Raw genomic sequence first — 25,658 nt, 5'->3', positions numbered from 1 at the left:
GCAAAACAATGAAATTCAGTGAACTGTGGTTACGCGAATGGGTTAATCCCGCCATTGATAGTGAAGCGCTGTGCGGGCAAATCACCATGGCGGGCCTCGAGGTCGACGGTGTTGAGCCGGTTGCCGGTGCGTTTAATGGCGTGGTCGTTGGCGAAGTGATGGAGTGCGCTCAGCACCCGAACGCCGATAAACTGCGCGTAACGAAAGTAAACGTGGGCGGTGAACGTCTGCTGGACATCGTCTGTGGCGCGCCAAACTGCCGCCTCGGGCTCAAAGTCGCGGTCGCGACTGTCGGTGCGGTATTGCCGGGCGATTTTAAAATCAAAGCGGCAAAACTGCGTGGCGAGCCTTCGGAAGGCATGCTCTGCTCTTTCTCCGAATTGGGGATTTCTGACGATCATAACGGCATTATTGAACTGCCAGCCGATGCGCCGATCGGTACTGATATCCGTGAATATTTAAAACTTGATGACAGCACCATCGAAATCAGCGTTACGCCAAACCGTGCAGATTGCCTCGGTATCATTGGTGTGGCGCGTGATGTTGCGGTGCTAAACAAATCTCCTCTGATCGCGCCGGATATCGCACCTGTAGCCGCTACCATCGCCGATACGCTGCCGATTACCGTAGAAGCGGTAGAGGCCTGTCCGCGCTACCTTGGCCGTGTAGTGAAAGGTATCAACGTCAAAGCGCCAACACCGCTGTGGATGAAAGAGAAGCTGCGCCGTTGCGGCATTCGCTCGATTGACGCCGTTGTGGACGTGACCAACTACGTTCTGCTGGAACTGGGGCAGCCGATGCATGCGTTTGACCGCGATCGTCTGGATGGCGGCATCGTGGTGCGTATGGCGAAAGAGGGCGAAACCCTGGTGCTGCTGGACGGTAATGAAGCAAAATTGAACGCGGATACCCTGGTGATTGCCGACCATAACAAAGCTCTGGCGATGGGCGGTATCTTTGGTGGCGAACACTCTGGCGTGAACAGCGAAACGCAAAATGTGCTGCTGGAATGTGCTTTCTTCAACCCGCTGTCAATCACTGGCCGCGCGCGCCGTCACGGTTTGCACACTGATGCCTCTCACCGCTATGAACGTGGTGTCGACCCGCAGTTACAATACAAAGCGATGGAACGCGCAACACGTCTACTGCTCGACATCTGTGGCGGTGAAGCCGGCCCGGTGATTGATGTCACGAACGAAGCTACGCTGCCGAAACGTGCAACTATCCGTCTGCGCCGTAGCAAACTGGATCGCCTGATTGGACATCATATTTCCGACGAGCAGGTCAGCGATATTTTGAACCGTCTCGGTTGCGACGTCACGAAAGGACAGGATGAGTGGCTGGCTGTTGCCCCGAGCTGGCGTTTCGACATGGAAATCGAAGAAGATCTGGTCGAAGAAGTTGCTCGCATTTATGGCTACAATAATATTCCCGATGAGCCTGTGCAGGCTGGTCTGATTATGGGTGAACACCGCGAAGCAAACCTGTCGCTGAAGCGCGTTAAAACCATCCTTAACGATAAAGGCTACCAGGAAGTCATTACTTATAGCTTTGTCGATCCTAAGCTGCAGCAATTGATTCATCCGGGCGAGGAAGCTCTCATCCTGCCAAGCCCCATCTCCAGCGAAATGTCGGCGATGCGTCTCTCTCTGTGGACCGGTTTACTTGGCACTATTGTTTATAACCAGAACCGTCAGCAGAGCCGTGTGCGTATTTTCGAAACGGGCCTTCGCTTTGTGCCTGATACGCAAGCTAATCTTGGCATCCGTCAGGATGTGATGCTGGCGGGTGCGATTTGCGGTAACCGTTATGAAGAGCACTGGGACTTGGTAAAAGGCAGCGTCGATTTCTTCGATTTAAAAGGCGATCTCGAGTCCGTACTGGAACTTACGGGTAAACTTTCCGCCGTTGAATTCCGCGCTGAAACCAATCCTGCACTGCACTCCGGCCAATCTGCAGCGATTTATCTGAAAGATAAGCGCATTGGTTTTATTGGTGTTGTTCACCCGGAACTGGAACGTAAGCTTGATCTGAACGGCCGCACACTGGTATTTGAACTGGAGTGGAATGCGCTTGCAGACCGCGTCGTTCCTCAGGCGCAGGAGATTTCGCGCTTCCCGGCGAACCGCCGTGACATTGCTGTCGTGGTCGCAGAAAATGTGCCTGCAGCAGATGTTTTGGACGAATGTAAGAAAGTTGGCGTAAATCAGGTAGTTGGCGTAAACTTGTTTGACGTGTACCGCGGTAAGGGTGTAGCGGAAGGGTATAAGAGCCTTGCCATTAGCCTGATCCTTCAGGATACCAGCCGTACACTCGAAGAAGAGGAGATTGCCGCTACCGTTGCCAGATGTGTAGAGGCATTAAAAGAGCGATTCCAGGCATCATTGAGGGATTGAACCTATGGCGCTTACAAAAGCTGAAATGTCAGAATATCTGTTTGATAAGCTTGGGCTTAGCAAACGGGACGCAAAAGAGCTGGTAGAGCTGTTTTTCGAAGAGATCCGTCGTGCTCTGGAAAACGGTGAGCAGGTAAAACTCTCCGGCTTTGGCAATTTCGATTTGCGCGACAAAAATCAACGTCCGGGTCGTAATCCAAAAACGGGCGAAGATATTCCCATTACAGCCCGGCGCGTGGTGACCTTCAGACCCGGCCAGAAGTTAAAGAGCCGTGTCGAAAACGCTTCGCCCAAAGCTGAATGATATGAACTAATTAAAAAGGCCGCATCGCGGCCTTTTTTCTTTTCAGCATCCGGCATCAACCTTAAAATCAGTGGCCTTGCTGACTAATAAAACGGAAAACATGCTGGCATACGCTCATCTTCAACAGCAACGCAACCGCCGCTGGCTGGGTGGATTGCTGCTGCTCTTACTCTTCGCGCTGCTGTTTAGTCTCTGCGCGGGCGATCAATGGATTTATCCCAACGCCTGGTTTACACCTGATGGGCAATTGTTTGTCTGGCAAATTCGTTTGCCGCGTACGCTGGCCGTGCTGTTGGTTGGAGCTGCACTGGCGTTGTGCGGTGCGGTGATGCAGGCGCTATTTGAAAATCCGCTTGCGGAGCCTGGGTTGCTTGGCGTCTCCAGCGGTGCAGGTGTTGGGTTAATTGCTGCTGTATTGCTGGGCGGCGGATTGCTGCCTGGCTGGGCGCTGGGCGTTTGTGCAATCGCCGGGGCACTTGTTGTGACGCTAATCCTGCTGCGTTTCGCGCGCCGCCACATCTCAACCAGCCGTTTGCTGTTGGCTGGCGTCGCGTTGGGTATCATCTGTACCGCATTGATGACCTGGGCCGTCTATTTCTCTTCCTCCTTCGATTTGCGCCAGCTTATGTACTGGATGATGGGCGGTTTCGGCGGGGTGGACTGGCAACAAAGTTGGCTGATGGTGGCGCTGGTGCCGGTCATCATTTGGGTCTGTTTCCAGTCTCAGCCACTGAATATGCTGGCGCTGGGAGACATTTCTGCGCGCCAGTTAGGGTTACCGATGTGGTTATGGCGAAACGTGTTGGTAATAGCCACGGGTTGGCTGGTAGGCGTAAGCGTCGCGCTGGCAGGGTCAATTGGTTTTATCGGTCTGGTCATCCCACATATCTTACGCCTGTGCGGTTTGACCGATCATCGGGCATTGTTGCCAGGCTGCGCGCTGGCAGGGGCGGTAGCACTCTTATTTGCCGATGTGATAGCGCGTCTGGCGCTCAGTGCGGCCGAGTTGCCGATAGGTGTTGTGACGTCAACGCTGGGCGCGCCGGTATTTATCTGGCTATTATTGAGAGCCGGGCGTTGAGCCCATAATCCATAACATTTATCAAGGGTACGCTATGCAACAGGATATTCTGAATACTGAGGTTAAGACTATTGATGGTGAGCAGACAACGCTTGCAGGTTACCACGGCAAGGTGTTGCTGCTGGTCAACGTCGCCTCTAAATGTGGGCTGACGCCGCAGTACGAACAGCTGGAGAAGATTCAGGAAGCATGGGAAAACGAAGGCTTCACTGTGCTCGGTTTTCCCTGCAACCAGTTTCTTGGCCAGGAACCGGGTTCAGAAGAGGAGATCAAAACCTTTTGTAGCACCACGTATGGCGTAACCTTTCCGCTGTTTAGCAAAATCGATGTCAATGGCGAAGCGCGCCACCCGTTGTATAAAAAACTCATTGCCGCAGCGCCGAAGGCTGTTACACCCGAGGGAAGTGGTTTCTACGAACGCATGGAGAGCAAAGGTCGTGCGCCGAAAGAGCCTGGCGATATTCTGTGGAATTTTGAAAAATTCCTGATTGGTCGTGACGGCAACGTGATTCAACGCTTCTCTCCGGATATGACCCCGGAAGATCCGATTCTCGTTGAGGCGGTGAAACAGGCGCTTGCGAAGTAATGTCGATGCTCTTGCAGCTTCAGGATGTGGCTGAACCCGGCAGGCTGGGGCCAATAACGGCATCGGTCGGCCGGGGAGAAATCCTGCATCTTGTCGGGCCGAATGGTGCGGGGAAAAGCACACTGCTGGTACGCATTGCTGGGTTATCAAGCGGGCAGGGAAGCGTGCTGTTTAATGCTCGTTATCTGACGCAGTGGCCAGCATCGCAACTGGCGCAGCATCGTGCTTACCTGGCCCAGCAGCAGACACCGCCGTTCGCGATGCCTGTCTGGCAGTACTTGACGCTTCATCAGCGCGATAATGCACAAACCGCGATCCTTGCACAGATTGCGGGCAAGCTCGGTCTTGGCGATAAGCTGGGGCGGGCGGTTAATCACCTGTCAGGCGGTGAGTGGCAGCGGGTGCGCTTAGCGGCGGTGATTTTACAAATTCACCCCGCCGGTAACCCTACCGGGGAGCTTTTATTGCTGGATGAGCCGATGAATAGCCTCGATGTTGCGCAGCAGGCTGCACTGGATAAACTTTTAAACGAGCTGGTCGCCGCCGGTATCACCGTGGTGATGAGTAGCCACGATCTGAACCATACACTGCGTCATGCACGCCAGGTGTGGCTACTCAGCGCTGGCAAATTATTAATGAGCGGGCGACAGACCGAGGTATTGACGCCATCACATCTGGCGATGGCGTATGGTTTGGCTTTTCGCCAACTGGATGTGGAAGGTCACCGCGTGCTGATCCCTGCAACGTGACGAAAACGTGACTTGCCACGTATCTGATTCACACGGTAGATTATTCTGAGAAAAAGAAACAAAGAGGCTTGATCCAGGATGCGTATCTGGTTTTTGCTGGCAGTGGCGCTATTCCTCGCAGGATGTAGTTCTCATCGCGCGCCGCCGCCAAACCCAAGATTGTCCGATTCGATAACCGTTATTGCTGGCCTGAATGATCAACTTAGCCAGTGGCACGGTACGCCGTATCGCTACGGTGGAATGAGCCGTTCCGGCGTTGATTGTTCTGGCTTTGTTATGATGACGTTTCGCGATAAGTTTTCTTTGCAACTGCCACGCGAGACGCGGCAGCAGGCGGAAATCGGCACAAAAATCGATAAAGATGATTTGTTGCCTGGCGACTTAGTTTTCTTTAAAACCGGTTCCGGCGACAGTGGGTTGCACGTTGGAATTTACGATACGGATAATGAATTTATTCATGCTTCAACCAGCCGGGGAGTGATGCGTTCTTCGCTGGATAATGTCTACTGGCGTAAAAATTTCTGGCAAGCACGTCGCATCTGAATGATAAAGCCCGCAAGGGCTTTTTTTAAACCAGGAAATTTCCACTAATTAATCACGTTTATATTAATTAAGATCTGTGTACATTGGGATCTGGACATCCATCAATTCGTTATCAGGCTAATAAAGATTAAGGAGAAACCAAAAAATAAAACGGGAAAAAAATGAAGTTAATCTCATTTAAAACAATACATTTGAAATATCTTCACCTGTGTTTGACAATGCCGGATATCACCCTTAATGCGGGGCTGGCGCAATGATAGTATCGCTGGATGACACATATCGCTCTGAGCTTCTATTACTGCCTGCGAGAAAAAGTAACGGAATGCTACGGGGACTGGAAATTATCGTGAACTTTGTGGGGCCCGACAGCAATGTCCGCACGCCTACGGAGCTGGTCATTCCACGCCTGACACCTGCAGAAATACTCACCTTGTTCAATGAACAACTGGCACTGCTTGAAGCCTGCCAACTCTTTTTTATCCAACATCAATTAACGGCCTGGATTAATATTGCACCCTCTTTAGTTGATGTCCTGCTGGCAGATGAAACGCTTGCGACAAACATTAGGAAATTTCCTTTTCTCGAATTTACCATTAATGAGAATTTTCCCGATTTAAATAAGGGAAAAGATAATCATCCATTGTTTCTATTGGCGAAACAATATTCACTGGTACTGGCTAATTTTGGTGCCGGTACCGCTTCAACAAAAGCCATTTTTGATGGCTTGTTTAAGCGGGTGGTATTGGATAAAAATTTTGTTCATCAACGGCTGGTTTCTGCTTCATTCGAACCTTTTATGCGGGTGATTGTTTCGCAACTTGAACCCTATTGTGATTCTTTGATGATTGCAGGCATCGATGATGAACACGCACTCAACCGGGCGTCAGCTTTTCCCTTCAGCGCTATGCAGGGCGCAATGTGGCCACCTGTCACCGTCGAACAATTAACGACGCTGGTGCAGCCATAGCCCTGCTTTTGTCCGGTGTTTAAACATCAACGTTAGCACTACACTAAAGGCAGGAGGAACCATGACCCTGTCTTTTACTACCCACTGGCGAGATGAGTTGCCAGATTTTTATACCGCATTATCCCCAACGCCGCTGCACAACGCCCGGCTACTGTGGCGCAATAAGCCGTTGGCACATTCGCTGGCTGTACCGGACGCGCTGTTTCATCCGGCCTCGGGAGCAGGCATTTGGGGCGGTGAAACGCTGTTACCCGGCATGTCCCCATTGGCGCAGGTCTACAGTGGGCATCAGTTTGGTGTCTGGGCCGGGCAATTGGGCGATGGGCGTGGGATTTTGCTCGGCGAGCAACAGCTCCCGGATGGCACAACCCGCGACTGGCACTTGAAAGGTGCCGGGCTGACGCCGTATTCGCGCATGGGGGATGGCCGCGCGGTGCTGCGCTCAACCATCCGCGAAAGTCTGGCTTCGGAGGCGATGCATTATCTGGGGATCCCGACCACACGCGCATTAAGCATTGTGGCCAGCGATACGCCAGTCATGCGTGAAACGCAGGAGCAGGGCGCGATGCTGATGCGTATTGCCGAAAGCCATGTGCGGTTTGGTCATTTCGAACATTTTTACTACCGACGCGATCCGCAAAAAGTCCGTCAACTGGCTGATTTTGTTATCCATCATCACTGGCCGGAATTGCAAAACGAGAGCGATAAATATGTCGCATGGTTCCGGGATGTTGTGCGACGTACCGCGCAGCTGATTGCGCGCTGGCAAGCGGTAGGGTTCGCACACGGCGTAATGAATACCGATAACATGTCGATTCTTGGTTTAACGATCGACTATGGCCCGTTCGGTTTTCTTGATGATTACCAGCCCGGTTTTATCTGCAACCACTCTGATTACCAGGGGCGGTACAGCTTTGAAAACCAGCCGGCGGTGGCGCTCTGGAATCTCCAGCGTTTAGCCCAGTCGTTATCGCCCTTTATTGCTGTTGAGGACTTAAACGCTGCGCTGGATGATTACCAACACCAGTTACTCACCGAATATGGCCTGTTAATGCGCAGTAAGCTGGGCTTTTTTACTCGGCAGCAAGGGGATAACGATCTTCTGAATTCGCTGTTTGCCCTGATGGCGCGCGAAGGCAGCGATTATACGCGTACGTTCCGCATGCTCAGCCTGACTGAGCAGCAAAGTGCTTCGTCGCCGTTACGCGATGAGTTTATCGATCGCGGCGCATTTGATGACTGGTTTACCCAGTATCGGGCGCGCTTACAGCCGGAAAATATCGAAGACGCACAGCGACAGGCGCATATGCAACGTGTTAATCCGGCAATGGTATTGCGAAACTGGCTGGCGCAGCGCGCCATTGATGCCGCAGAGAAAGGCGATAGCAGTGAGCTGGAACGGCTTCATGAGGCACTACGGCAGCCCTTCAGCGATCGCAGCGATGATTATGTCAGCCGCCCGCCTGACTGGGGCAAACGGCTGGAAGTGAGCTGTTCGAGTTGAAAACGGCCTACTTTGTCAGGATCAATTTTCCGGCATGCGTCTGGCGCAGCAGGTATTGCTGACCGTTGTGCTCAATAACGATGCGCCCTTCATCACCTAATAGTGAGCGGCTGTGAATGCGGCGATCGGTTGGATTGATGTGTGTGGGCTTTTCTTGAGGCGTGACGGGTGATGCAGGCGTGCTATCCATTTGCGACATATCCGTTTAAAAACAAACCAACAATGATAATGATTATCAATAGTATGGCGATATGAAGCAAGGTTGATTATTTACATAAACGCAGTTCCCCCAGGAAAAAGTAGGGGGAACGCGTAATTCTGGCGTTACTGGCGGGAAAGATCAGAAGCGGGTGGCAACCGCAGTTGCGAGTTTTTCCAGCAGCAGTTCGCTGTCCTCCCAGTTCAGACATGGGTCGGTAATGGATTGCCCGTATACCAGCGGCTGGCCGCTGACGATTTTTTGCGTGCCTTCCTGCAGGAAACTTTCCGCCATCACGCCAGAGATCGCCATCGAGCCATTACGTATTTGTGTACAAATGTCGTCACAGACATCCAACTGGCGGCGGTGCTCTTTCTGGCAGTTGCCATGGCTGAAATCCACCACCAGATGTTCCGGTAAACCAAATTCGCGCAGCGTATCGCACGCGCTGGCGATATCCTGGGCATGATAATTCGGTTTTTTACCGCCACGCATAATGATGTGGCCGTACGGGTTGCCGCTGGTCTGATAAATGGTCATTTGCCCGCTTTTATCGGGCGAGAGGAACATATGGCTGGCGCGTGAAGCGCGGATCGCGTCAACGGCGATACGGGTGTTTCCGTCTGTGCCATTTTTAAAACCGACCGGGCAAGAAAGCGCTGAGGCCATTTCCCGATGGATCTGGCTTTCAGTGGTGCGCGCACCAATCGCTCCCCAACTAATTAAATCGGCAATAAACTGACCGGTTACCATATCGAGAAATTCGGTCGCGGTGGGCACTCCCAGCTCATTGACCTGCAACAGGAGTTTACGTGCCAATTCAAGACCGTGATTCACGCGGTAACTGCCGTTCAGATCCGGATCGGAAATCAGCCCTTTCCAGCCCACTACGGTGCGTGGTTTTTCGAAGTAGGTGCGCATGACTATTTCCAACTGCGCGTGGTGTTTTTCACGTAAAACTTGTAAACGGCTCGCGTAATCAATGGCGGCGTCAAGATCGTGAATCGAGCAGGGACCAATAATTACCAACAGGCGGCGATCTTCACCATTCAGGATTTTTTCTATCCGCCGACGGGATACGGTCACATGCTCCGCTACCTTTGAGGTAACAGGGTAGCGCTGCGCAAGTTCAGCTGGTGTCACCAGGCTGTTGATACGCGCAGTGCGAAGTTCATCGGTTTTGTTCATCAAGAATCTCAAAAATTAGGTGCTTCATCGGCAGGTATGCCGGAAGTGATGCGCAACACCTTAAACCAATCCCGGCTTATTTCAAGAGGGGTTGCAAAGCACATCACATTTCCGGGCCGTATCATAGCGCAGGTTGAATCAATGTACTAGCTTGTTAGTACATGCGGCGATTCAACCCCATAATATCGAGCATCTTGGTGGCAATTTCTTCAACAGAGTAGTTGGTACTATTAAGGCAGGGGATCTGATTCTTGCGGTAAAGCGCTTCCACTTCTGCGACTTCCATCCGGCACTGGCGCAACGACGCGTAGCGGCTATTTTCCCGGCGCTCTTCACGAATAGCGGCAAGACGTTCCGGATTAATGGTCAGACCAAATAATTTATGCTGCAGTGGTTTTAACGCAGCAGGAAGTACGAGGTTATCCATATCGTCGGCAATAAAAGGATAATTTGCTGCGCGAATACCAAATTGCATCGCCAGATACAGACTGGTCGGTGTTTTTCCACAGCGGGAAACGCCCAGTAAAATCACCTGTGCCTGATCAAGATTACGTAAAGAAATACCGTCATCGTGCGCAAGGGTGTAATCAATTGCCGCTATACGCGCGTCATATTTCGTTAAATTGCCTGGATTAAGCCCATGTGTCCGGTGCGCAATGGGGGTCGGATCGAGTTTTAATTCCTCCTGCAGCGGCGCAACCAGTGCCTGGACGATATCCTGACAAAATCCTTCGCTTTGCAAAATAATGGTGCGAATTTCCGGTATCACAATGGAGTAGAACACCAGTGGGCGATTGCCGGTTTGCTGGTAAATGGCGTCTATTTGTTCTTTGACGGCACGGGCACGGCTCTCGTTTTCTACAAACGGCAGCGTAATACTGCTGACGGCAACCGGGAACTGTGACATTACCGCATGGCCTAATACTTCAGCGGTGATAGCGGTTCCATCAGAAATATAAAAGACGTGGCGATCAACTGAACTGTCCATTTAACCCATCCTGAATGACATGCGTAATTCTCTGAAAGCATAAATTAAAACCCTTCGCATGCGTATCTCCTTTTTCTCATTTTCAAAATGAAATGGTGTTTTTATTTTTAATGAACTCTATGGTTCATTTTTTTAGTTTCCCCTATAAAAAATAAGGAGATACAAAAATGAGAAATTACTCAAGGTGATTTATTGATGGGAATCTATCCGAAAAACCAGAAATCGTAATTGCTTACACGATTCACCGTTTTTTCAACGGAATTAATTATGCCAGGATAAAAAAGTAGTTCGACGTTTTTACCCATTCATATATCACAAAAGGATTGTTTCGATGTCCAACAATGGCTCGTCTCCGCTGGTGCTTTGGTATGACCAACTCGGCATGAATGATGTAGACAGAGTTGGGGGCAAAAATGCCTCCCTTGGTGAAATGATTACTAATCTGTCCGGTGTGGGTGTTTCCGTACCGAATGGGTTTGCAACCACGGCCGATGCGTTTAACCAGTTTCTGGAACAAAGCGGGCTAAATCAGCGCATTTACGAATTACTGGATAAAACCGACATCGATGATGTTTCCGAACTGGCAAAAGCCGGTGCGCAGATCCGCCAGTGGATTGTCGACACGCCTTTCCAGCCCGAGCTGGAAAAAGCTGTTCACGAAGCCTATGCCAAACTCTCCGAAGACGACGCTGAAGCCTCTTTCGCGGTGCGCTCTTCTGCGACAGCAGAAGACATGCCGGATGCCTCGTTTGCTGGTCAGCAGGAAACGTTCCTCAACGTGCAAGGGTATGACGCCGTGCTGGTGGCGGTTAAGCATGTGTTTGCATCATTGTTTAACGATCGCGCCATCTCCTATCGTGTGCACCAGGGCTACGATCACCGCGGCGTAGCGCTTTCCGCCGGTGTGCAGCGCATGGTGCGTTCGGATATCGGCTCTTCTGGCGTGATGTTCACCATCGATACGGAATCCGGTTTTGATCAGGTGGTGTTTATCACCTCTGCCTGGGGGCTGGGCGAAATGGTGGTGCAGGGCGCCGTTAACCCTGATGAGTTCTATGTTCACAAGCCAACGCTTGCGGCAAATCGTCCGGCCATTGTGCGCCGTACCATGGGCTCGAAGAAAATCCGCATGATCTATGCGCCGACGCAAGAACATGGCAAGCAGGTGCAAATTGAGGATGTTGCGCAGGCCGATCGCGATCGCTTCTCCCTGACCGATGAAGAAGTACAAGCATTGGCGAAGCAGGCGGTGCAAATCGAGAAACATTATGGCCGTCCAATGGATATTGAATGGGCGAAAGACGGTCATACTGGCAAATTGTTTATTGTACAGGCGCGCCCGGAAACGGTGCGCTCGCGTGGCCAGGTGATGGAGCGTTACACGCTGCATGCCCAGGGGCGCATTATCTCTGAAGGCCGTGCTATTGGGCATCGCATTGGCGCAGGCACGGTGAAAGTGATTCACGATATCAGCGAGATGAACCTGATCGAGCCGGGCGATGTGCTGGTTACCGACATGACCGACCCGGATTGGGAACCAATCATGAAAAAGGCGGCGGCCATTGTCACCAACCGCGGCGGTCGAACCTGTCACGCGGCGATCATTGCGCGTGAGTTAGGTATTCCGGCGGTGGTGGGTTGCGGCGATGCGACGGAACGCATTAAAACCGGCGAGAAGGTTACCGTCTCCTGCGCCGAAGGCGATACCGGTTACGTGTATGCCGATCTGCTGGATTTCAGCGTGAAAAGTTCAAGCGTGGACACTATGCCGGATCTGCCGCTGAAGATCATGATGAACGTCGGCAACCCGGATCGCGCCTTCGATTTTGCTTGCCTGCCAAACGAAGGCGTAGGCCTTGCGCGGCTGGAATTCATCATTAACCGTATGATCGGTGTGCATCCGCGCGCGTTGCTGGAGTTTGATGACCAGGACGCGAAATTACAAAACGAAATCCGCGAAATGATGAAAGGCTTCGATTCGCCGGTTGAGTTTTATGTCGGTCGCCTGACGGAAGGTATTTCGACGCTGGGTGCAGCATTCTGGCCTAAACGCGTGATTGTGCGTCTGTCCGATTTTAAATCGAACGAATACGCCAATCTGGTTGGCGGTGAGCGTTACGAGCCGGAAGAAGAGAACCCGATGCTTGGCTTCCGTGGTGCCGGTCGTTACGTGGCGGACAGCTTCCGCGATTGCTTCGCTCTTGAATGTGAAGCGGTAAAACGCGTGCGTAACGAGATGGGGCTGACCAACGTCGAGATCATGGTCCCGTTTGTCCGCACCGTTGAACAGGCAAAAGCGGTCGTTGATGAGCTGGCGCGTCAGGGGCTGAAACGCGGTGAGAATGGCCTGAAAATCATCATGATGTGCGAAATCCCGTCGAACGCGCTGCTGGCGGAGCAGTTCCTCGAGTATTTCGATGGTTTCTCTATCGGCTCCAACGACATGACCCAGTTGGCGCTGGGCCTCGATCGCGATTCTGGCGTGGTCTCTGAACTGTTCGACGAACGTAACGATGCGGTGAAAGCGCTGCTTTCCATGGCGATTCGTGCGGCGAAAAAGCAGGGAAAATATGTCGGTATTTGCGGGCAGGGACCTTCGGATCACGAAGACTTTGCTGCATGGTTGATGGATGAGGGCATTGATAGCCTCTCGCTCAATCCGGATACCGTTGTGCAGACCTGGTTAAGCCTCGCCGAACTGAAAAAATAAAGGCGAAAGTAAAATCCCCGGCATAATGTCGGGGATTTTTTTATTTCAGCCGCGAACTCGGCGGCGATCACAATTACTAAAAAACGTAAAAAGCCTGGCAATTATTGCAATTGTCCCCTCGTAGGCTTCTTCCAATACTTGAGCCTGTAGTGAGCAGCGCGACGTTAATCTGTCGCGCCATGTTGAAATATTTTTTGACCTCACAAGGCTAATAAAAATGACAATCTCCTCTGTCCTGAGTACAAAAGACAAAATAGGTTACGGTCTGGGTGATATGGCAAGCGCCCTGGTCTGGCAAACCGCAACGCTGTTTCTCGCTTATTTCTATACGGATGTGTTTGGGTTACCCGCCGCAATTATGGGAACCATGTTTTTGGTCGTGCGTGCAATTGATGCTTTTGTCGATCCTTGTATCGGCGCACTGGTCGATCGCACACAAACGCGGCACGGGCGTTTTCGCCCCTGGCTGCTGTGGTTTGCAATACCGTTTGGTGTGAGCTGCATTATTACCTTTTATGTCCCGGACGCAGGGGCAACGGCAAAAATCCTCTATGCCTGCGTTACTTACGCCATCCTTAGTTTTATCTATTCTGCGATTAACGTGCCTTACTGCGCGATGCCCGGTGCACTGACGATGGATCCGCACGAGCGCCACTCTCTGCAGTCCTGGCGCTTTGGTTTGTCGTTTATCGGCGGTCTGATCGTAACCGTTATTGCTCTGCCGCTGGTGGCGCATCTGGGGGCGGGTAACGATCAAAAAGGGTATTTCTATGCCATGAGCATGATGGGCGTGTTAGGCATTTTTCTGTTCTTTGGCTGTTTCTTTATGACCCGCGAGCGTTTTACGCCGCGCAATGATAGCTCCGGTTCGTTGCTCAGCGATCTCAAACTGCTGACGGCAAATACGCAGTGGCGCATTGTCTTTTTGTTTAATATTTTGCTGTTAACCGCTGTGGTGACGCGCGGTTCTGCCACAATGTATTACGTCAAATATGTATTACAGCGCCCGGATATGGTGTTTACCTTTATTGTGTCTGGCATGATCGCTGCCCTAAGCGGAGCGCTATTATCGGCACGGTTGTTAGGGAAATTCGACCGGGTACGCGCCTACCAGTGGACAATTATTACCTTCGTCGTTTTCGCTGCGCTGATCTTTATTATTCCACCTTCACAAGTGTGGCTTATTTTTGGCCTCAATATCGTTTTTAGCTTTATTCAGAATCTGACCACGCCATTGCAATGGACCATGTTCTCTGACGTTGTCGATTATGAAGAGCACCGCAGCGGGCGTCGTCTTGACGGACTGGTGTTCTCTACGGCGTTGTTCGCCATTAAGTTTGGCCTGGCGCTCGGCGGCGCAGTGGTAGGCTGGGTACTTGGCGCAGTGGACTATGCGCCGAACCAGGCAGCCCAGAGTGCGACGGTGCTGACGACCATTAACGCGCTGTTTACGCTGATCCCCTGCCTGCTGTTTATCTGCATGGCGCTGCTGCTGACCCGCTACAAACTGAATAGCCAGGTTGCCGACAGTATCGCGCAAGAGTTAATACGCAAACGCGATGACCGCGATACCGCACCGCAAACCTCCCCGGATTTCAATCACACAGGAGTGACCCGATGACCGCAATTTACAAGGACGCACACCGCCCCGTAGCTGAACGCGTGGCAGACTTACTGGCGCGGATGACGCCGGAAGAAAAATTCGCGCAAATGCATGCTTTGTGGCTGGTGCTCTCAGAAGAGGGTAATCACCGCGAGCGTACCGATCTCAGTGATGAATTTGCCGGTGTCAGTGCTCAGGCGGCGCTGGCGCAGCGGCTTACGTTGGGGGTCGGGCAGATAACCCGCCCGCTGGGCACGCATATTGTGGAGGCAAAAAGCGGCGTGCGCGCGGCTAATCGGCTGCAAAAAACGCTAGTGGAAGAGACGCGACTGGGTATCCCGGCGCTGTTCCATGAGGAGTGTTTGGTTGGTTTACTGTGTAAAGACGCGACGTTATTTCCCTCCTCGCTGAACTACGGCTCCACCTGGGATCCGCAACTCGTGCAGCGTGCCGCTCATCATATTGGGCTGGAAGCGCGATCAACCGGTTGCAAGCAGGGGCTGGCTCCGGTGCTGGATGTCTCGCGCGATGTCCGCTGGGGGCGCACGGAAGAGACATTTGGCGAAGATCCATGGTTAGTGGGGGTGATGGCTTGCGCCTACGTGAAAGGTCTGCAGGGTGAAAAGGGCGATATGCTGGCGACGCTCAAACACTACGTTGGTCACTCGTTTAGCGAAGGCGCACGTAACCATGCGCCTGTGCACCTGGGCTTTTGCGAGCTGAACGACATCTTTTTGCTGCCGTTCGAGATGGCGGTGAAACTGGCGAAAGCCGGATCGGTAATGCCAGCCTATCATGACATTGATAACCAGCCGGGACACAGTGACCACTTCTTGCTCACCACCTTGCTGCGTGAACAGTGGGGCTTTGATGGCATTATTGTGGCCGATTACGGCGGTGTCAGCCTGTTGCATCAACATCATGGCGTGACTCACGATGCCGCAGAATCCGCTGCGCTCTCATTTAATGCCGGGCTGGATGTTGAACTGCCAAAAGATGACGGTGCGCGCCATTTGACAGAGGCCGTCGAGCGCGGCCTTATTTCCATGGCAAAAGTGGATGAAATTGTCGCTCGCGTACTGGAAGTGAAATTTCGTCTCGGTTTGTTCGAGCATCCCTATACCGATGAACAGGGCATCGACTTGCAGTCGGTTGAGACGCGGCAGGTAGCACGTGAGGTCGCTACGCGTTCAATGACGCTGCTGGAAAATAACGGCATCCTGCCGTTGAACGGTTCGCCGAAGGTGGCGGTGATTGGCCCGACCGCCGACGATCCGCTGGCTTTGCTCAGCGGCTACAGTTTTCCGGTGCATTTGATCATCAGCGATATGCTGGAGGAGACCACGCAGGTCACCACACCGCTTGCGGCGCTACGCCAGACGCTGGGAGAGGGGAACGTCCGCTATGCCAAAGGCTGCCATATTATTGAAAAACGTATGGCAGGTGCCCCCGTTTTCCCTGGAGACGCTTCGGGCAAACCGATGCAGCAGTCGCCGGTCTCCGTGGATTTGAGCCTGATCCCGCACGCGGTTAGCGTAGTGCAAGAAAGCGACGTGATTATTGCCTGCGTGGGCGATCTTGCCGGGTTGTTCCAGAGCGGGACGGTGGGGGAAGGTTCTGACACGGACAGTCTGACGTTGCCGGGTGTGCAACAACAGTTGCTGGAGGCGTTAGTGGCAACCGGGAAACCGGTAGTCGTGGTCATGACCGGTGGGCGGCCTTATAACCTGCAAGGGCTGGAGTCGCGCGTTGCCGCATGGTTGATGGCGTGGGCACCGGGGCAGGAGGGTGGCTGGGCGATTGCCGATGTGTTGACCGGGCGAGCAGAGCCGCAGGGACGTCTGGTTGTCAGCGTGCCGAAAAGCGCTGGTGCAATGCCCTATTATTACAACCACAAACTGAAAAGCGGCGGTACGCCATTTGCCTTCCATTTTGGTTCACGTTACCCCTTTGGCTACGGACAAACCTGGACGCAGTTTGCGTATGTGAACCCGGTGCTGCTGACGCCAGATGTGGCGATCGATGGCGATATTCGCGTACAGGTGCAGGTGAAAAATACCGGAGAGCGCAGCGGCAGCGAGGTAGTGCAGTTGTATGTCCGGGACAAGGTAGCGTCGATGGTGCGCCCGGTACATGAGCTAAAAGCGTTCCAGCGTGTGGCGTTGTCGCCAGGTGAAACGGCAACGCTAACGTTCATCGTGCCGGTGGATATGCTCAACTTTACGCGTCGTGACGGGCAGCGCATTGTCGAACCGGGTGAGTTTGAGCTGCAAATGGGTGCCTCATCTGCTGATATCCGCGCAACGCTCACGGTGAACGTTTACGGCGAAACCCGCGAACTTCCCTCCGCCTGGAAAATGATGAGCCAGTGCGAAGTCAGCCAGTGATAAAATCGTAGCCCATCGAATGATGGGCTATTTTTTGCACAAACGGGCAACAATAACCCTGCTGAAATAACAACCGCGCTGCATGGCTTACAATTGCGTAAGGTATTTGTGTGATCGTAAGCTATTTGTGCCTGCCCCTGGTATATATTTATTGTATTGATAATTACCCTGCATATAATTCTCTCCAGTGACTTATCTGTTCGTGGTTTTCTATTTTCTTCTGTGCTTGCAGAGAAAATTATATTGAGGTTTTACGTAATGGGGAAAATAGCTGAGCGCCATTATGTCCATTTTATTTGTAATGGCGTGACGGGGTTTGTCGAAGTTGAACCCGACGGTATCCGGTGGGTGAACTACGCGGGCGAACGCAGGATTTATAGAGCATTGCAGGGCCGGTTACGTAACGTCGTTGATCACGTGCTGTCTCAGCATAATCTTATCAGCAGCTGGCACAGGTAAATACGTAAGCGGGTATATGTTAATTGTCTTTTCGTCGTTTTAATTTATTAACTATTGCAGTTTTTATTTCGCTGTAGCGGAAAGCATATATCTTTTATTTGCCTGCAATAGTCGTGAGGTTATTCAAATGAAACGTTTTTTATTCATGTTTATCGTGCTCGCATGCGCGGGGCTTAATGGCTGCGCGTCTTATAACGATCATATTCGTGCCTGTGACGGACACGATGTGAGCACGATGCATTTAGCATTCGATTATCTACCGATTGGTGCGGCTATTGATAATGGTGCCTGCGCGGTGAGCAGCAAGGGGAGCGCGTCTGCATCCGGCAAATAAGTGCCTGAACTGAAAGTGGCGAAAAAAAAGCCCATCGTGGGAGATGGGCAAAGACTACACACAGCAATTCGTTGTTTCACTCAGGGGATTTCCATGTTTATAAATCAAGGTGTTGATTTATAACCGTGAGCTAATAGTAGGCATGTCGATTTTTTGCGTCGATCAGATTCGTCTCATTAGTTAAACGGACGTGAAGAATATATAGGTTAAACCGCGCATTATTCCGCTTTCAGAGGGATCTGAATGGGGTTTCGCGTTTGAAATGATAAGTAGTGCTTAATAATAATTAAGGCGGGCTACCCCGCCTCAATTATTTTCAGGAAGGGTTATCTACATTGTCGACTTCGCTTAATGCATTATCTGTTGCTGTCGGTTCGGGCGCTTCATTCACCCACGCGGAGAATAGCCGCCAGGAGACCGCCAGTAATACCGGACCTATAAACAGGCCAATCATGCCGAAAGCGACCAGTCCGCCAATGACCCCTGAAAGAATAAGGATCAGCGGTAAATCCGCGCCCATGCGGATCAGTACCGGGCGGATGAAGTTATCCAGCGTGGCGACAACGCAGCTCCAGACCAGCAGCACGGTGCCCCAAGTGGAATCTCCGCTCCAGTAAAGCCAGATAATGGCCGGGACCAGTACCAGTAACGGCCCGAGCTGCACCAGACAGGTCATCAGCATGACCACGGTAAACAACGTAGCGTAGGGCACGCCGGAAATGGCCAGTCCAACGCCGCCAAGTACGGCCTGCACCAGCGCGGTGACCACCACGCCCAGCGCTACGGCGCGGATCGCCTGGCCTGCCAGCAGCACGGCGGCATCGCCACGTTTTCCGGCAAGGCGAATGGCAAAATGCCGGATCCCTCTGGCAACTTGCTCACCGCGCCAGTAGAGCAGGGCGCTGAACAGCAACATCAGGCCGCAGTGCAGCATAAAACGTCCGATATGTGCGGCCTGGCCGACAAACCAGGTGGTTGTCGCGCCTACGTACGGGCGCAGCTTGGCCATAATGGCGCTGCCGCCCATATCCAGCAGGCTGTGCCAGCCCGCATAGAGCTTCTCACCAATGAAAGGAACGCTGTTAAGCCAGGCTAAATCCGGCGGTGACATGGCACCGGTGCTGATGGCGTGGATCACCGGGCCGCTGGAGTCCACCAGGCTATTAACCAGTAGTGCGACCGGAATAATAAACAGCAGGATTAACAGCAGCATCATCACTAACACCGCCAGCGAGCGGCGGCCAAACAGCACGCGTTGCAGGCGCACCAGCAGTGGCCAAGTGGCGATCACCACCGTGCCCGCCCAGGCAAAACCGAGGATGAAGGGCTGGACGACCCACAAACAGGCGATAATCATGATTGCTAAAAACAGTACCGACAGCATGATTTGCGGTACATCCCTGGACTGACGTAGATCAACCATACGATTTACTCACCTTATTGAGTGGCTGAAAATTCGGTGTTTCTGGAAATCACCAGTGATAATGATTAATGATTTCAGCGGTTTTGGACAGTCTGATTCTGCCTGTAATTCTCATGGGCGCATAAGAAAAAAATGTGATACAACGATGAATGCTTAAAGCAAACGATTAACTATTCACAACACTAACAGTCAGGCAGGGTCAAGCATAATGATCCCACAGATTTCCCAGGCACCGGGCGTCGTTCAACTGGTGCTGAATTTTTTGCAGGCTTTGGAGCAACAAGGTTTTACCGGTGATACCGCCACCAGCTATGCCGACAGGCTAACGATGGCGACAGACAACAGTATTTACCAGCTATTACCCGATGCCGTCGTTTTCCCTCGTTCAACGTCCGACGTTGCCTTGATCACACGCCTCGCTGCCGAGCCGCGTTTTCGCACGCTGGTCTTTACTCCGCGCGGCGGCGGAACCGGCACCAATGGCCAGGCACTGAACCAGGGCATCATCGTTGATATGTCCCGCTATATGAACCGCATTATGGAAATTAACCCCGAAGAGGGGTGGGTGCGCGTTGAGGCGGGCGTTATCAAAGATCAGCTCAACCAGTATTTGAAACCTTATGGCTTCTTCTTCGCGCCAGAGCTGTCGACCAGCAACCGTGCGACCTTAGGGGGAATGATCAACACTGACGCCTCCGGTCAGGGTTCTCTGGTTTACGGGAAAACCTCCGACCATGTGCTGGGTGTCCGCGCTGTGTTGCTGGGCGGCGATATCCTCGATACGCAGGCGATGCCGGTGGCGCTAGCAGAAACGCTGGGTAATACCAGCACCGCTATCGGGAGGATCTATAAAACGGTGCTGGAACGCTGTCGTCATAACCGCCAGTTGATTCTGGATAAATTCCCCAAACTGAACCGTTTTCTCACCGGTTACGATCTGCGTCATGTGTTTAACGACGAGATGACCGAATTTGATTTAACCCGCATTCTGACCGGCTCAGAAGGGACGCTGGCGTTTATTACCGAAGCGCGCCTTGATATCACGCCGCTGCCAAAAGTTCGCCGTCTGGTGAACATCAAATACGACTCTTTCGATTCCGCGCTGCGCAATGCACCATTTATGGTGGAAGCGCGTGCGCTATCCGTCGAAACCGTGGATTCGAAAGTGCTTAACCTGGCGCGTGAAGACATTGTCTGGCATTCGGTAAAAGACCTGATCACCGATGTGCCGGATAAGACTCTGCTTGGCCTGAATATTGTTGAGTTTGCCGGTGACGATCAGCCGCTGATTGATGCGCAAGTGCAGTCGCTGTGCCAGCGTCTCGATACGTTAATGGCCAATGGTGAAGGTGGCGTGATTGGCTGGCAATTGTGTGAAGATCTGACGGGCATTGAGCGCATTTATGCCATGCGTAAAAAAGCCGTGGGTCTGTTAGGTAACGCCAAAGGCGCGGCTAAGCCGATTCCCTTTGCGGAAGATACCTGCGTGCCGCCGGAACATCTGGCGGACTACATCGTTGAATTCCGTGCGCTACTTGATGGGCACGGCCTGAGCTACGGCATGTTTGGTCATGTTGACGCTGGGGTGCTGCACGTGCGGCCGGCGCTGGATATGTGCGACCCGCAGCAAGAAGTGTTGATGAAATCCATTTCCGATGATGTGGTCGCGTTGACGGCGAAATATGGCGGTTTGCTGTGGGGCGAACACGGGAAAGGTTTTCGCGCAGAATATAGCCCGGCCTTTTTTGGCGAGCAGCTATATGGTGAGTTACGCAAAATCAAAGCGGCCTTTGATCCGGAAAACCGCCTAAATCCCGGTAAAATCTGCCCGCCTGAAGGCATCGATGCCCCGATGAAGAAGGTGGATGACGTCAAACGCGGTACGCTTGATCGGCAAATTCCCATCGCTGTGCGTTCGTCATGGCGTGGCGCCATGGAGTGTAACGGTAATGGCTTGTGCTTTAACTTCGATGTGAAAAGCCCGATGTGCCCCTCGATGAAAATCTCGGCGAACCGTATTCATTCGCCAAAAGGGCGGGCAACGCTGGTGCGCGAATGGCTGCGTCTGCTAGCAGATCGTGGGATCGACCCCATTAAGTTGGAAAAAGAGTTGCCGGAAAAACGGGCCAGTTTGCGTACATTAATTGAGCGTACGCGCAATAGCTGGCACGCACGTCGCGGTGAGTATGATTTCTCGCATGAAGTCAAAGAGGCGATGTCCGGCTGCCTGGCCTGTAAAGCGTGCTCAACGCAGTGCCCGATCAAGATTGATGTGCCGGAGTTCCGGTCACGCTTTTTACAGCTCTATCACAGCCGTTATCTGCGCCCGGTACGCGACCACTTGGTTGCCACGGTCGAGAGCTATGCGCCACTGATGGCGCGCGCGCCGAAAACGTTTAACTTTTTTATGAGCCAGCCGTGGGTACGTTCCCTTTCCGCGAAGCATATCGGCATGGTGGATTTGCCGCTGCTGTCGGTGCCGTCATTGCAGCATCAGATGGTCGGGCATCGCACCGCGAACATGACGCTTGAGCAGCTTGAGCAGCTCAATGCCGCGCAGAAAGTGAAAACCGTGCTGGTGGTGCAGGATCCGTTTACCAGCTACTATGATGCGCAGGTGGTGACCGATTTTGTTCGTCTGGTCGAACGGCTGGGCTTCCAGCCGGTGGTGCTGCCTTTCTCGCCAAATGGCAAGGCGCAACACATTAAAGGTTTTCTGGATCGCTTTGCCAAAACGGCGCAAAAAACCGCAGATTTCCTTAACCGCGTAGCACAACTGGGCATGCCGATGGTAGGTGTTGATCCCGCATTGGTGCTCTGCTACCGCGATGAGTACAAGCTGGCGTTAGGCGATAAGCGCGGTGATTTTCATGTGCAACTGGTGCATGAATGGCTGCCCGCGGCGCTGGATAACATCGGTGAGCGAGTGCCCAGCGGCGAACCCTGGTATCTGTTCGGCCACTGTACCGAAGTGACTGCGCTACCCGGCGCGACAGGGCAATGGGCGTCGATTTTTGCGCGCTTTGGCGCAGTGCTGGAAAATGTCAGCGTTGGTTGCTGCGGTATGGCCGGAACATATGGACATGAAGTGAAGAACCATGCCAGTTCGCTGGGCATTTATGAGCTTTCCTGGCATCAGGCGATGCAACGTTTGCCGCGGAATCGCTGTCTGGCGACCGGCTACTCTTGTCGCAGCCAGGTTAAACGAATCGAAGGGAATGGCGTGCGCCATCCACTACAGGCTTTACTGGAGATTTTGGGATGATCTGGAAACGCGCGGTTACGCTGGAAGCGCTGAATGCAATGGGCGATGGCAATATGGTGGGGCTTCTGGATATTCGTTTTGAGCGTATCAGTGACGATGCGCTTGAGGCGAGTATGCCGGTGGATCAACGAACCTATCAACCGTTTGGTCTGCTACACGGTGGCGCGTCGGTGGTGCTGGCGGAAACGCTCGGTTCTGTTGCTGGCTATCTGTGTACGGAGGGGGAGCAGAAGGTGGTGGGGCTGGAGGTTAATGCCAACCATTTGCGCTCGGTGCGCAGCGGGCGCGTGCGCGGCGTTTGTCGGGCGTTGCATACGGGCGGTCGGCACCAGGTCTGGCAAATCGATATTTACGACGAACAATCCCGCTTGTGTTGTTCATCCCGGTTGACCACGGCCATTGTCTGATCATTTTCGGCGGTTATGCCGCCGAAAAAACTTCATGTTTTATTCATTATTCCTGGCTTAAGATTTTAGCCCTCCGTGCTATATTGCTCAGCAATGGATATATCGCTCAGTTGCCTGCAACCGGAGCGAGTGATTGTAACGCGTAATGACTTGATGAAGTGATTCATTGTCTCTTAAGCGCTACTGAATAGAGGCTTTTAGGTAACAGTGATGACATCGTTCAAGTTTGCATTTTTACACCCGCGACATTGGGTGACATGGGCCGGGTTAGGTTTGCTCTGGCTTCTCGTTCAACTTCCTTATCCTATTCTTGCCCGCCTTGGCGCGGGGCTGGGTCGGCAATCACGCCGATTTCTGCAACGGCGTGAGCGTATCGCTCGCCGTAATCTCGAATTATGCTTTCCCGATATGAATGATGAGCAGCGCGAGCGGCTGATCGCGAAAAATTTTATGTCATTGGGCATGGGGTTGATTGAAACCGGCATGGCGTGGTTTTGGTCGGATAAACGTGTACGCCGTTGGTTTGATGTCGAAGGTTATCAGCATTTGCAGGCTGCTCAGGCCAGCCAGCGTGGCGTAATGGTGGTTGGTGTGCATTTTATGTCGCTGGAGCTGGGTGGGCGCGTAATGGGGCTCTGTCAGCCAATGATGGCAACTTACCGTCCCCATAATAATATGCTGATGGAATGGGTGCAGACGCGCGGGCGTATGCGTTCAAATAAATCGATGATTGATCGCCGTAATCTGAAGGGGCTGGTCAATGCGCTGAAACAAGGTGAAGCCGTTTGGTTCGCGCCGGATCAGGATTACGGGCGCAAAGGCAGTATTTTCGCACCGTTCTTCTGTGTTAAAAACGCGGCAACCACCAACGGCACATATGTTTTATCGCGCCTTTCCAGGGCAAAAATGTTGACGGTCACGATGGTGCGCAAAGAGGATTTCTCCGGTTATTCGCTGCATATCGGCCAGGCGCTGAATGACTATCCGGTTGAGGATGAGTTCGCCGCCGCCAGCTACATGAACAAAGTGATTGAGCGCGAAATTCTGCGCGCACCGGAGCAGTACCTGTGGATCCACCGGCGCTTTAAAACTCGCCCGGTCGGCGAACCTTCGCTTTATAACTAACCTTTGTTAACGCGCCCCTTCTTAGGGGCGTTGTATTATTCTGTTGCCAACAAGACGTATATGGGATGGTTATGGTCAAGTTTATTGCGGGCTGCTGTTTAGCCATGTTATCGGCGTATTCATCTGCTGCGGGTATCACGCTGCAGTGTGATGAATACCGTGCCAGCGTCGAACCCGATGGGCTCACTATCAATGGCCGACATTACACGAACCCACAGGAGAAGCCGTATGACATTTCCGATCAATATTCCGGGCGCTCGCTGATTTATACCGACAGCCAGGATCAAAACAAGGATACCAACTGGGCGGCGATTCATATCATCACGCAGATTGAAACGGGTAAAAAAGCCTTCTTCTATGCGGATAGCAAGCATACTAACGATAAAGCGATCATCTGCACACGCGAAAACGAAGAGGAATAGCACAAGCGTTGCCTGTTTGATGCTGAGTGTTTACCCGATCACCCGCCAGCGGCTTTTGTGTGAGCTCACAACCCTTCCAGTAGCTGGAGCTGCTTAAAAGTTAGCGGGCGGGAAAATGTGTATCCCTGAATACCGCCAGCGTTATATCTGTTAAGCAGAGCGAGGTCGGCGGCGCTATCTACGCCTTCACAGATAACGTTCGTACCGGCAGGTATCACGTTGTCAATGAAACGGTGCAGTGTAGAAAGTTTTGCCGGGTGACGGGCGATACCATCAACAATGGAACGATCGATTTTAATGGTATTGAATGCAAATAGCTGCAGGCGCTCCGCATGGTCATGTCCGCTGCCAAACTTTCCGAGTGATACCATAAAACCGTCTTCTTTGGCTTTCTTTAATAAAGGTAAGCTACTGATAAATTGAGAGTAAGTAATTTTGTCGCTGATTTCTATTTCGATACGCTGCGGGGCAATATTATTGCGCTGGCAGCGTTCTCTGAGCTGGGTGAGATAACCCATATCATTAATCAACTGCGGCGATAAAATGAATGAAACCACCATTGTTTCCTTCATTTTTAGAACGTGACAAATAACCTCAAAAATAAAATCGGTTACTTTTCTGATGACCGCCGTTTCTTCGAACAGCGTTGCTATCTGCTTTGCGGGAATGAGAAAATCCTCAGTGTTAAAAAATTGTGCCACTGCTTGATAGCTGAGAATATTTTTTCCTGAAAGATTAATGATGGGGTGAAACTCTGCCGTCATCAGGAATTTTTTGCCTTTAATTTCCAGTGTGTTAATTTTCATTTCCCTAATTTAGCCCCCACTCAAAAGATCAGGACATTCCTAATGGACAATTTTCAATTCTACACAGGCCCGGATAACGATTGAAAATTGTTTTGAATGATCGATTATCCTATTTTGATAGCCTGTATCTATTGCTATCATGAAAATGATCGCTTAAATCTATAAATTGGCAAAGTGGTTTATTCTTCTTATTTATATTTCGCCGATTTTAT

At 52.2% G+C, this 25,658-nt stretch carries 21 protein-coding genes and 1 other RNA gene; 16 read left to right on the top strand and 6 right to left on the bottom strand.

Annotated elements, in window-relative coordinates:
- The first annotated feature begins 8 nt into the window (after window positions 1–8).
- The 8 genes from pheT (at window position 9) to selO (ending at window position 8,130) form a co-directional block, all read left to right on the top strand.
- A complete protein-coding gene (gene pheT, locus E0L21_RS16965) occupies window positions 9–2,396 on the top strand; it encodes a phenylalanine--tRNA ligase subunit beta (RefSeq protein WP_131411521.1) in 2,388 nt (795 codons plus the stop codon).
- A 4-nt stretch (window positions 2,397–2,400) separates the two neighbouring features.
- Window positions 2,401–2,700, top strand: a complete 300-nt coding sequence (gene ihfA / locus E0L21_RS16960) for an integration host factor subunit alpha (protein WP_006820203.1) — start codon at window positions 2,401–2,403, stop codon at window positions 2,698–2,700.
- 100 nt (window positions 2,701–2,800) lie between these two features.
- Window positions 2,801–3,781, top strand: a complete 981-nt coding sequence (gene btuC / locus E0L21_RS16955) for a vitamin B12 ABC transporter permease BtuC (RefSeq protein WP_131411519.1) — start codon at window positions 2,801–2,803, stop codon at window positions 3,779–3,781.
- A 34-nt stretch (window positions 3,782–3,815) separates the two neighbouring features.
- A complete protein-coding gene (locus E0L21_RS16950; protein WP_131411517.1) occupies window positions 3,816–4,367 on the top strand; it encodes a glutathione peroxidase in 552 nt (183 codons plus the stop codon).
- Window positions 4,367–5,116, top strand: coding sequence for a vitamin B12 ABC transporter ATP-binding protein BtuD (gene btuD / locus E0L21_RS16945; protein ID WP_131411515.1), 750 nt, complete (start codon window positions 4,367–4,369; stop codon window positions 5,114–5,116). The genes E0L21_RS16950 and btuD overlap by 1 nt, the downstream gene beginning before the upstream one ends.
- Before the next feature lie 78 nt (window positions 5,117–5,194).
- Window positions 5,195–5,659 carry a C40 family peptidase gene (locus tag E0L21_RS16940; protein ID WP_131411513.1) on the top strand — a complete coding sequence of 155 codons (465 nt, stop codon included), beginning with the start codon at window positions 5,195–5,197 and terminating at the stop codon, window positions 5,657–5,659.
- Window positions 5,660–5,912: 253 nt separating this feature from the next.
- Complete coding sequence (locus E0L21_RS16935) at window positions 5,913–6,626, top strand: EAL domain-containing protein (protein ID WP_131411511.1); 714 nt, start codon at window positions 5,913–5,915, stop codon at window positions 6,624–6,626.
- 61 nt (window positions 6,627–6,687) lie between these two features.
- The gene (selO, locus tag E0L21_RS16930; RefSeq protein WP_131411509.1) at window positions 6,688–8,130 is read left to right on the top strand and encodes a protein adenylyltransferase SelO; all 1,443 of its coding nucleotides are present in this window, start codon (window positions 6,688–6,690) and stop codon (window positions 8,128–8,130) included.
- Window positions 8,131–8,137: 7 nt separating this feature from the next.
- Here selO and hemP read toward each other — a convergent pair whose 3' ends face one another.
- From hemP to ppsR, 3 genes are all read right to left on the bottom strand, one after another.
- Window positions 8,138–8,329 carry a hemin uptake protein HemP gene (hemP, locus tag E0L21_RS16925; RefSeq protein ID WP_131411507.1) on the bottom strand — a complete coding sequence of 64 codons (192 nt, stop codon included), beginning with the start codon at window positions 8,327–8,329 and terminating at the stop codon, window positions 8,138–8,140.
- A 141-nt stretch (window positions 8,330–8,470) separates the two neighbouring features.
- Window positions 8,471–9,517, bottom strand: coding sequence for a 3-deoxy-7-phosphoheptulonate synthase AroH (gene aroH / locus E0L21_RS16920; protein ID WP_131411505.1), 1,047 nt, complete (start codon window positions 9,515–9,517; stop codon window positions 8,471–8,473).
- A gap of 154 nt (window positions 9,518–9,671) precedes the next feature.
- On the bottom strand, window positions 9,672–10,505 hold the full coding sequence (gene ppsR, locus E0L21_RS16915) for a posphoenolpyruvate synthetase regulatory kinase/phosphorylase PpsR (protein WP_131411503.1): 834 nt from the start codon (window positions 10,503–10,505) through the stop codon (window positions 9,672–9,674).
- A 331-nt stretch (window positions 10,506–10,836) separates the two neighbouring features.
- Here ppsR and ppsA point away from each other — a divergent pair, with 331 nt between their 5' ends.
- From ppsA to E0L21_RS16895, 4 genes are all read left to right on the top strand, one after another.
- Window positions 10,837–13,215 (top strand): phosphoenolpyruvate synthase, encoded by a 2,379-nt coding sequence (gene ppsA / locus E0L21_RS16910; RefSeq protein WP_131411501.1) that lies wholly within the window; start codon window positions 10,837–10,839, stop codon window positions 13,213–13,215.
- Window positions 13,216–13,432: 217 nt separating this feature from the next.
- Window positions 13,433–14,836, top strand: a complete 1,404-nt coding sequence (locus E0L21_RS16905) for an MFS transporter (RefSeq protein WP_131411499.1) — start codon at window positions 13,433–13,435, stop codon at window positions 14,834–14,836.
- The gene (locus E0L21_RS16900; RefSeq protein WP_131411497.1) at window positions 14,833–17,205 is read left to right on the top strand and encodes a glycoside hydrolase family 3 N-terminal domain-containing protein; all 2,373 of its coding nucleotides are present in this window, start codon (window positions 14,833–14,835) and stop codon (window positions 17,203–17,205) included. The genes E0L21_RS16905 and E0L21_RS16900 overlap by 4 nt, the downstream gene beginning before the upstream one ends.
- Before the next feature lie 586 nt (window positions 17,206–17,791).
- The gene (locus tag E0L21_RS16895; protein WP_131411495.1) at window positions 17,792–17,998 is read left to right on the top strand and encodes a hypothetical protein; all 207 of its coding nucleotides are present in this window, start codon (window positions 17,792–17,794) and stop codon (window positions 17,996–17,998) included.
- A gap of 19 nt (window positions 17,999–18,017) precedes the next feature.
- On the opposite strand, the gene rprA is transcribed toward E0L21_RS16895, so the two are convergent.
- Both rprA and ydiK read right to left on the bottom strand, forming a co-directional pair.
- An RNA gene (rprA, locus tag E0L21_RS16890) (antisense sRNA RprA) lies at window positions 18,018–18,125 on the bottom strand.
- 189 nt (window positions 18,126–18,314) lie between these two features.
- The gene (ydiK, locus tag E0L21_RS16885) at window positions 18,315–19,421 is read right to left on the bottom strand and encodes an AI-2E family transporter YdiK (protein WP_131411493.1); all 1,107 of its coding nucleotides are present in this window, start codon (window positions 19,419–19,421) and stop codon (window positions 18,315–18,317) included.
- Between the two features lie 208 nt (window positions 19,422–19,629).
- On the opposite strand from ydiK, the gene ydiJ reads away from it, so the two are divergent.
- From ydiJ to E0L21_RS16865, 4 genes are all read left to right on the top strand, one after another.
- Window positions 19,630–22,686 carry a D-2-hydroxyglutarate dehydrogenase YdiJ gene (gene ydiJ, locus E0L21_RS16880; RefSeq protein WP_131411491.1) on the top strand — a complete coding sequence of 1,019 codons (3,057 nt, stop codon included), beginning with the start codon at window positions 19,630–19,632 and terminating at the stop codon, window positions 22,684–22,686.
- The gene (menI, locus tag E0L21_RS16875) at window positions 22,683–23,093 is read left to right on the top strand and encodes a 1,4-dihydroxy-2-naphthoyl-CoA hydrolase (RefSeq protein ID WP_131411489.1); all 411 of its coding nucleotides are present in this window, start codon (window positions 22,683–22,685) and stop codon (window positions 23,091–23,093) included. The genes ydiJ and menI overlap by 4 nt, the downstream gene beginning before the upstream one ends.
- A 210-nt stretch (window positions 23,094–23,303) precedes the next feature.
- Window positions 23,304–24,218 carry a kdo(2)-lipid IV(A) palmitoleoyltransferase gene (gene lpxP, locus E0L21_RS16870; protein WP_165501923.1) on the top strand — a complete coding sequence of 305 codons (915 nt, stop codon included), beginning with the start codon at window positions 23,304–23,306 and terminating at the stop codon, window positions 24,216–24,218.
- 71 nt (window positions 24,219–24,289) lie between these two features.
- The gene (locus tag E0L21_RS16865; RefSeq protein ID WP_235855251.1) at window positions 24,290–24,640 is read left to right on the top strand and encodes a hypothetical protein; all 351 of its coding nucleotides are present in this window, start codon (window positions 24,290–24,292) and stop codon (window positions 24,638–24,640) included.
- Between the two features lie 65 nt (window positions 24,641–24,705).
- On the opposite strand, the gene E0L21_RS16860 is transcribed toward E0L21_RS16865, so the two are convergent.
- Window positions 24,706–25,446 (bottom strand): EAL domain-containing protein, encoded by a 741-nt coding sequence (locus E0L21_RS16860; protein WP_131411483.1) that lies wholly within the window; start codon window positions 25,444–25,446, stop codon window positions 24,706–24,708.
- Window positions 25,447–25,658 lie beyond the last annotated feature (212 nt).

Source organism: Kosakonia quasisacchari, from assembly GCF_004331415.1.
GTDB lineage: Bacteria > Pseudomonadota > Gammaproteobacteria > Enterobacterales > Enterobacteriaceae > Kosakonia > Kosakonia quasisacchari.
Note: the sequence above shows the minus strand (reverse complement) of the source record. Positions and strands in the feature narration are given on the sequence as shown.

What these genes read in the sequence shown, in the direction of transcription:
- pheT (WP_131411521.1), top strand. Translation starts at nt 9, where the DNA reads ATGAAATTCAGTGAACTGTGGTTACGCGAATGGGTTAATCCCGCCATT.
- ihfA (WP_006820203.1), top strand. Translation starts at nt 2,401, where the DNA reads ATGGCGCTTACAAAAGCTGAAATGTCAGAATATCTGTTTGATAAGCTT.
- btuC (WP_131411519.1), top strand. Translation starts at nt 2,801, where the DNA reads ATGCTGGCATACGCTCATCTTCAACAGCAACGCAACCGCCGCTGGCTG.
- E0L21_RS16950 (WP_131411517.1), top strand. Translation starts at nt 3,816, where the DNA reads ATGCAACAGGATATTCTGAATACTGAGGTTAAGACTATTGATGGTGAG.
- btuD (WP_131411515.1), top strand. Translation starts at nt 4,367, where the DNA reads ATGTCGATGCTCTTGCAGCTTCAGGATGTGGCTGAACCCGGCAGGCTG.
- E0L21_RS16940 (WP_131411513.1), top strand. Translation starts at nt 5,195, where the DNA reads ATGCGTATCTGGTTTTTGCTGGCAGTGGCGCTATTCCTCGCAGGATGT.
- E0L21_RS16935 (WP_131411511.1), top strand. Translation starts at nt 5,913, where the DNA reads ATGATAGTATCGCTGGATGACACATATCGCTCTGAGCTTCTATTACTG.
- selO (WP_131411509.1), top strand. Translation starts at nt 6,688, where the DNA reads ATGACCCTGTCTTTTACTACCCACTGGCGAGATGAGTTGCCAGATTTT.
- hemP (WP_131411507.1), bottom strand. Translation starts at nt 8,329, where the DNA reads ATGTCGCAAATGGATAGCACGCCTGCATCACCCGTCACGCCTCAAGAA.
- aroH (WP_131411505.1), bottom strand. Translation starts at nt 9,517, where the DNA reads ATGAACAAAACCGATGAACTTCGCACTGCGCGTATCAACAGCCTGGTG.
- ppsR (WP_131411503.1), bottom strand. Translation starts at nt 10,505, where the DNA reads ATGGACAGTTCAGTTGATCGCCACGTCTTTTATATTTCTGATGGAACC.
- ppsA (WP_131411501.1), top strand. Translation starts at nt 10,837, where the DNA reads ATGTCCAACAATGGCTCGTCTCCGCTGGTGCTTTGGTATGACCAACTC.
- E0L21_RS16905 (WP_131411499.1), top strand. Translation starts at nt 13,433, where the DNA reads ATGACAATCTCCTCTGTCCTGAGTACAAAAGACAAAATAGGTTACGGT.
- E0L21_RS16900 (WP_131411497.1), top strand. Translation starts at nt 14,833, where the DNA reads ATGACCGCAATTTACAAGGACGCACACCGCCCCGTAGCTGAACGCGTG.
- E0L21_RS16895 (WP_131411495.1), top strand. Translation starts at nt 17,792, where the DNA reads ATGAAACGTTTTTTATTCATGTTTATCGTGCTCGCATGCGCGGGGCTT.
- ydiK (WP_131411493.1), bottom strand. Translation starts at nt 19,421, where the DNA reads ATGGTTGATCTACGTCAGTCCAGGGATGTACCGCAAATCATGCTGTCG.
- ydiJ (WP_131411491.1), top strand. Translation starts at nt 19,630, where the DNA reads ATGATCCCACAGATTTCCCAGGCACCGGGCGTCGTTCAACTGGTGCTG.
- menI (WP_131411489.1), top strand. Translation starts at nt 22,683, where the DNA reads ATGATCTGGAAACGCGCGGTTACGCTGGAAGCGCTGAATGCAATGGGC.
- lpxP (WP_165501923.1), top strand. Translation starts at nt 23,304, where the DNA reads ATGACATCGTTCAAGTTTGCATTTTTACACCCGCGACATTGGGTGACA.
- E0L21_RS16865 (WP_235855251.1), top strand. Translation starts at nt 24,290, where the DNA reads ATGGTCAAGTTTATTGCGGGCTGCTGTTTAGCCATGTTATCGGCGTAT.
- E0L21_RS16860 (WP_131411483.1), bottom strand. Translation starts at nt 25,446, where the DNA reads ATGAAAATTAACACACTGGAAATTAAAGGCAAAAAATTCCTGATGACG.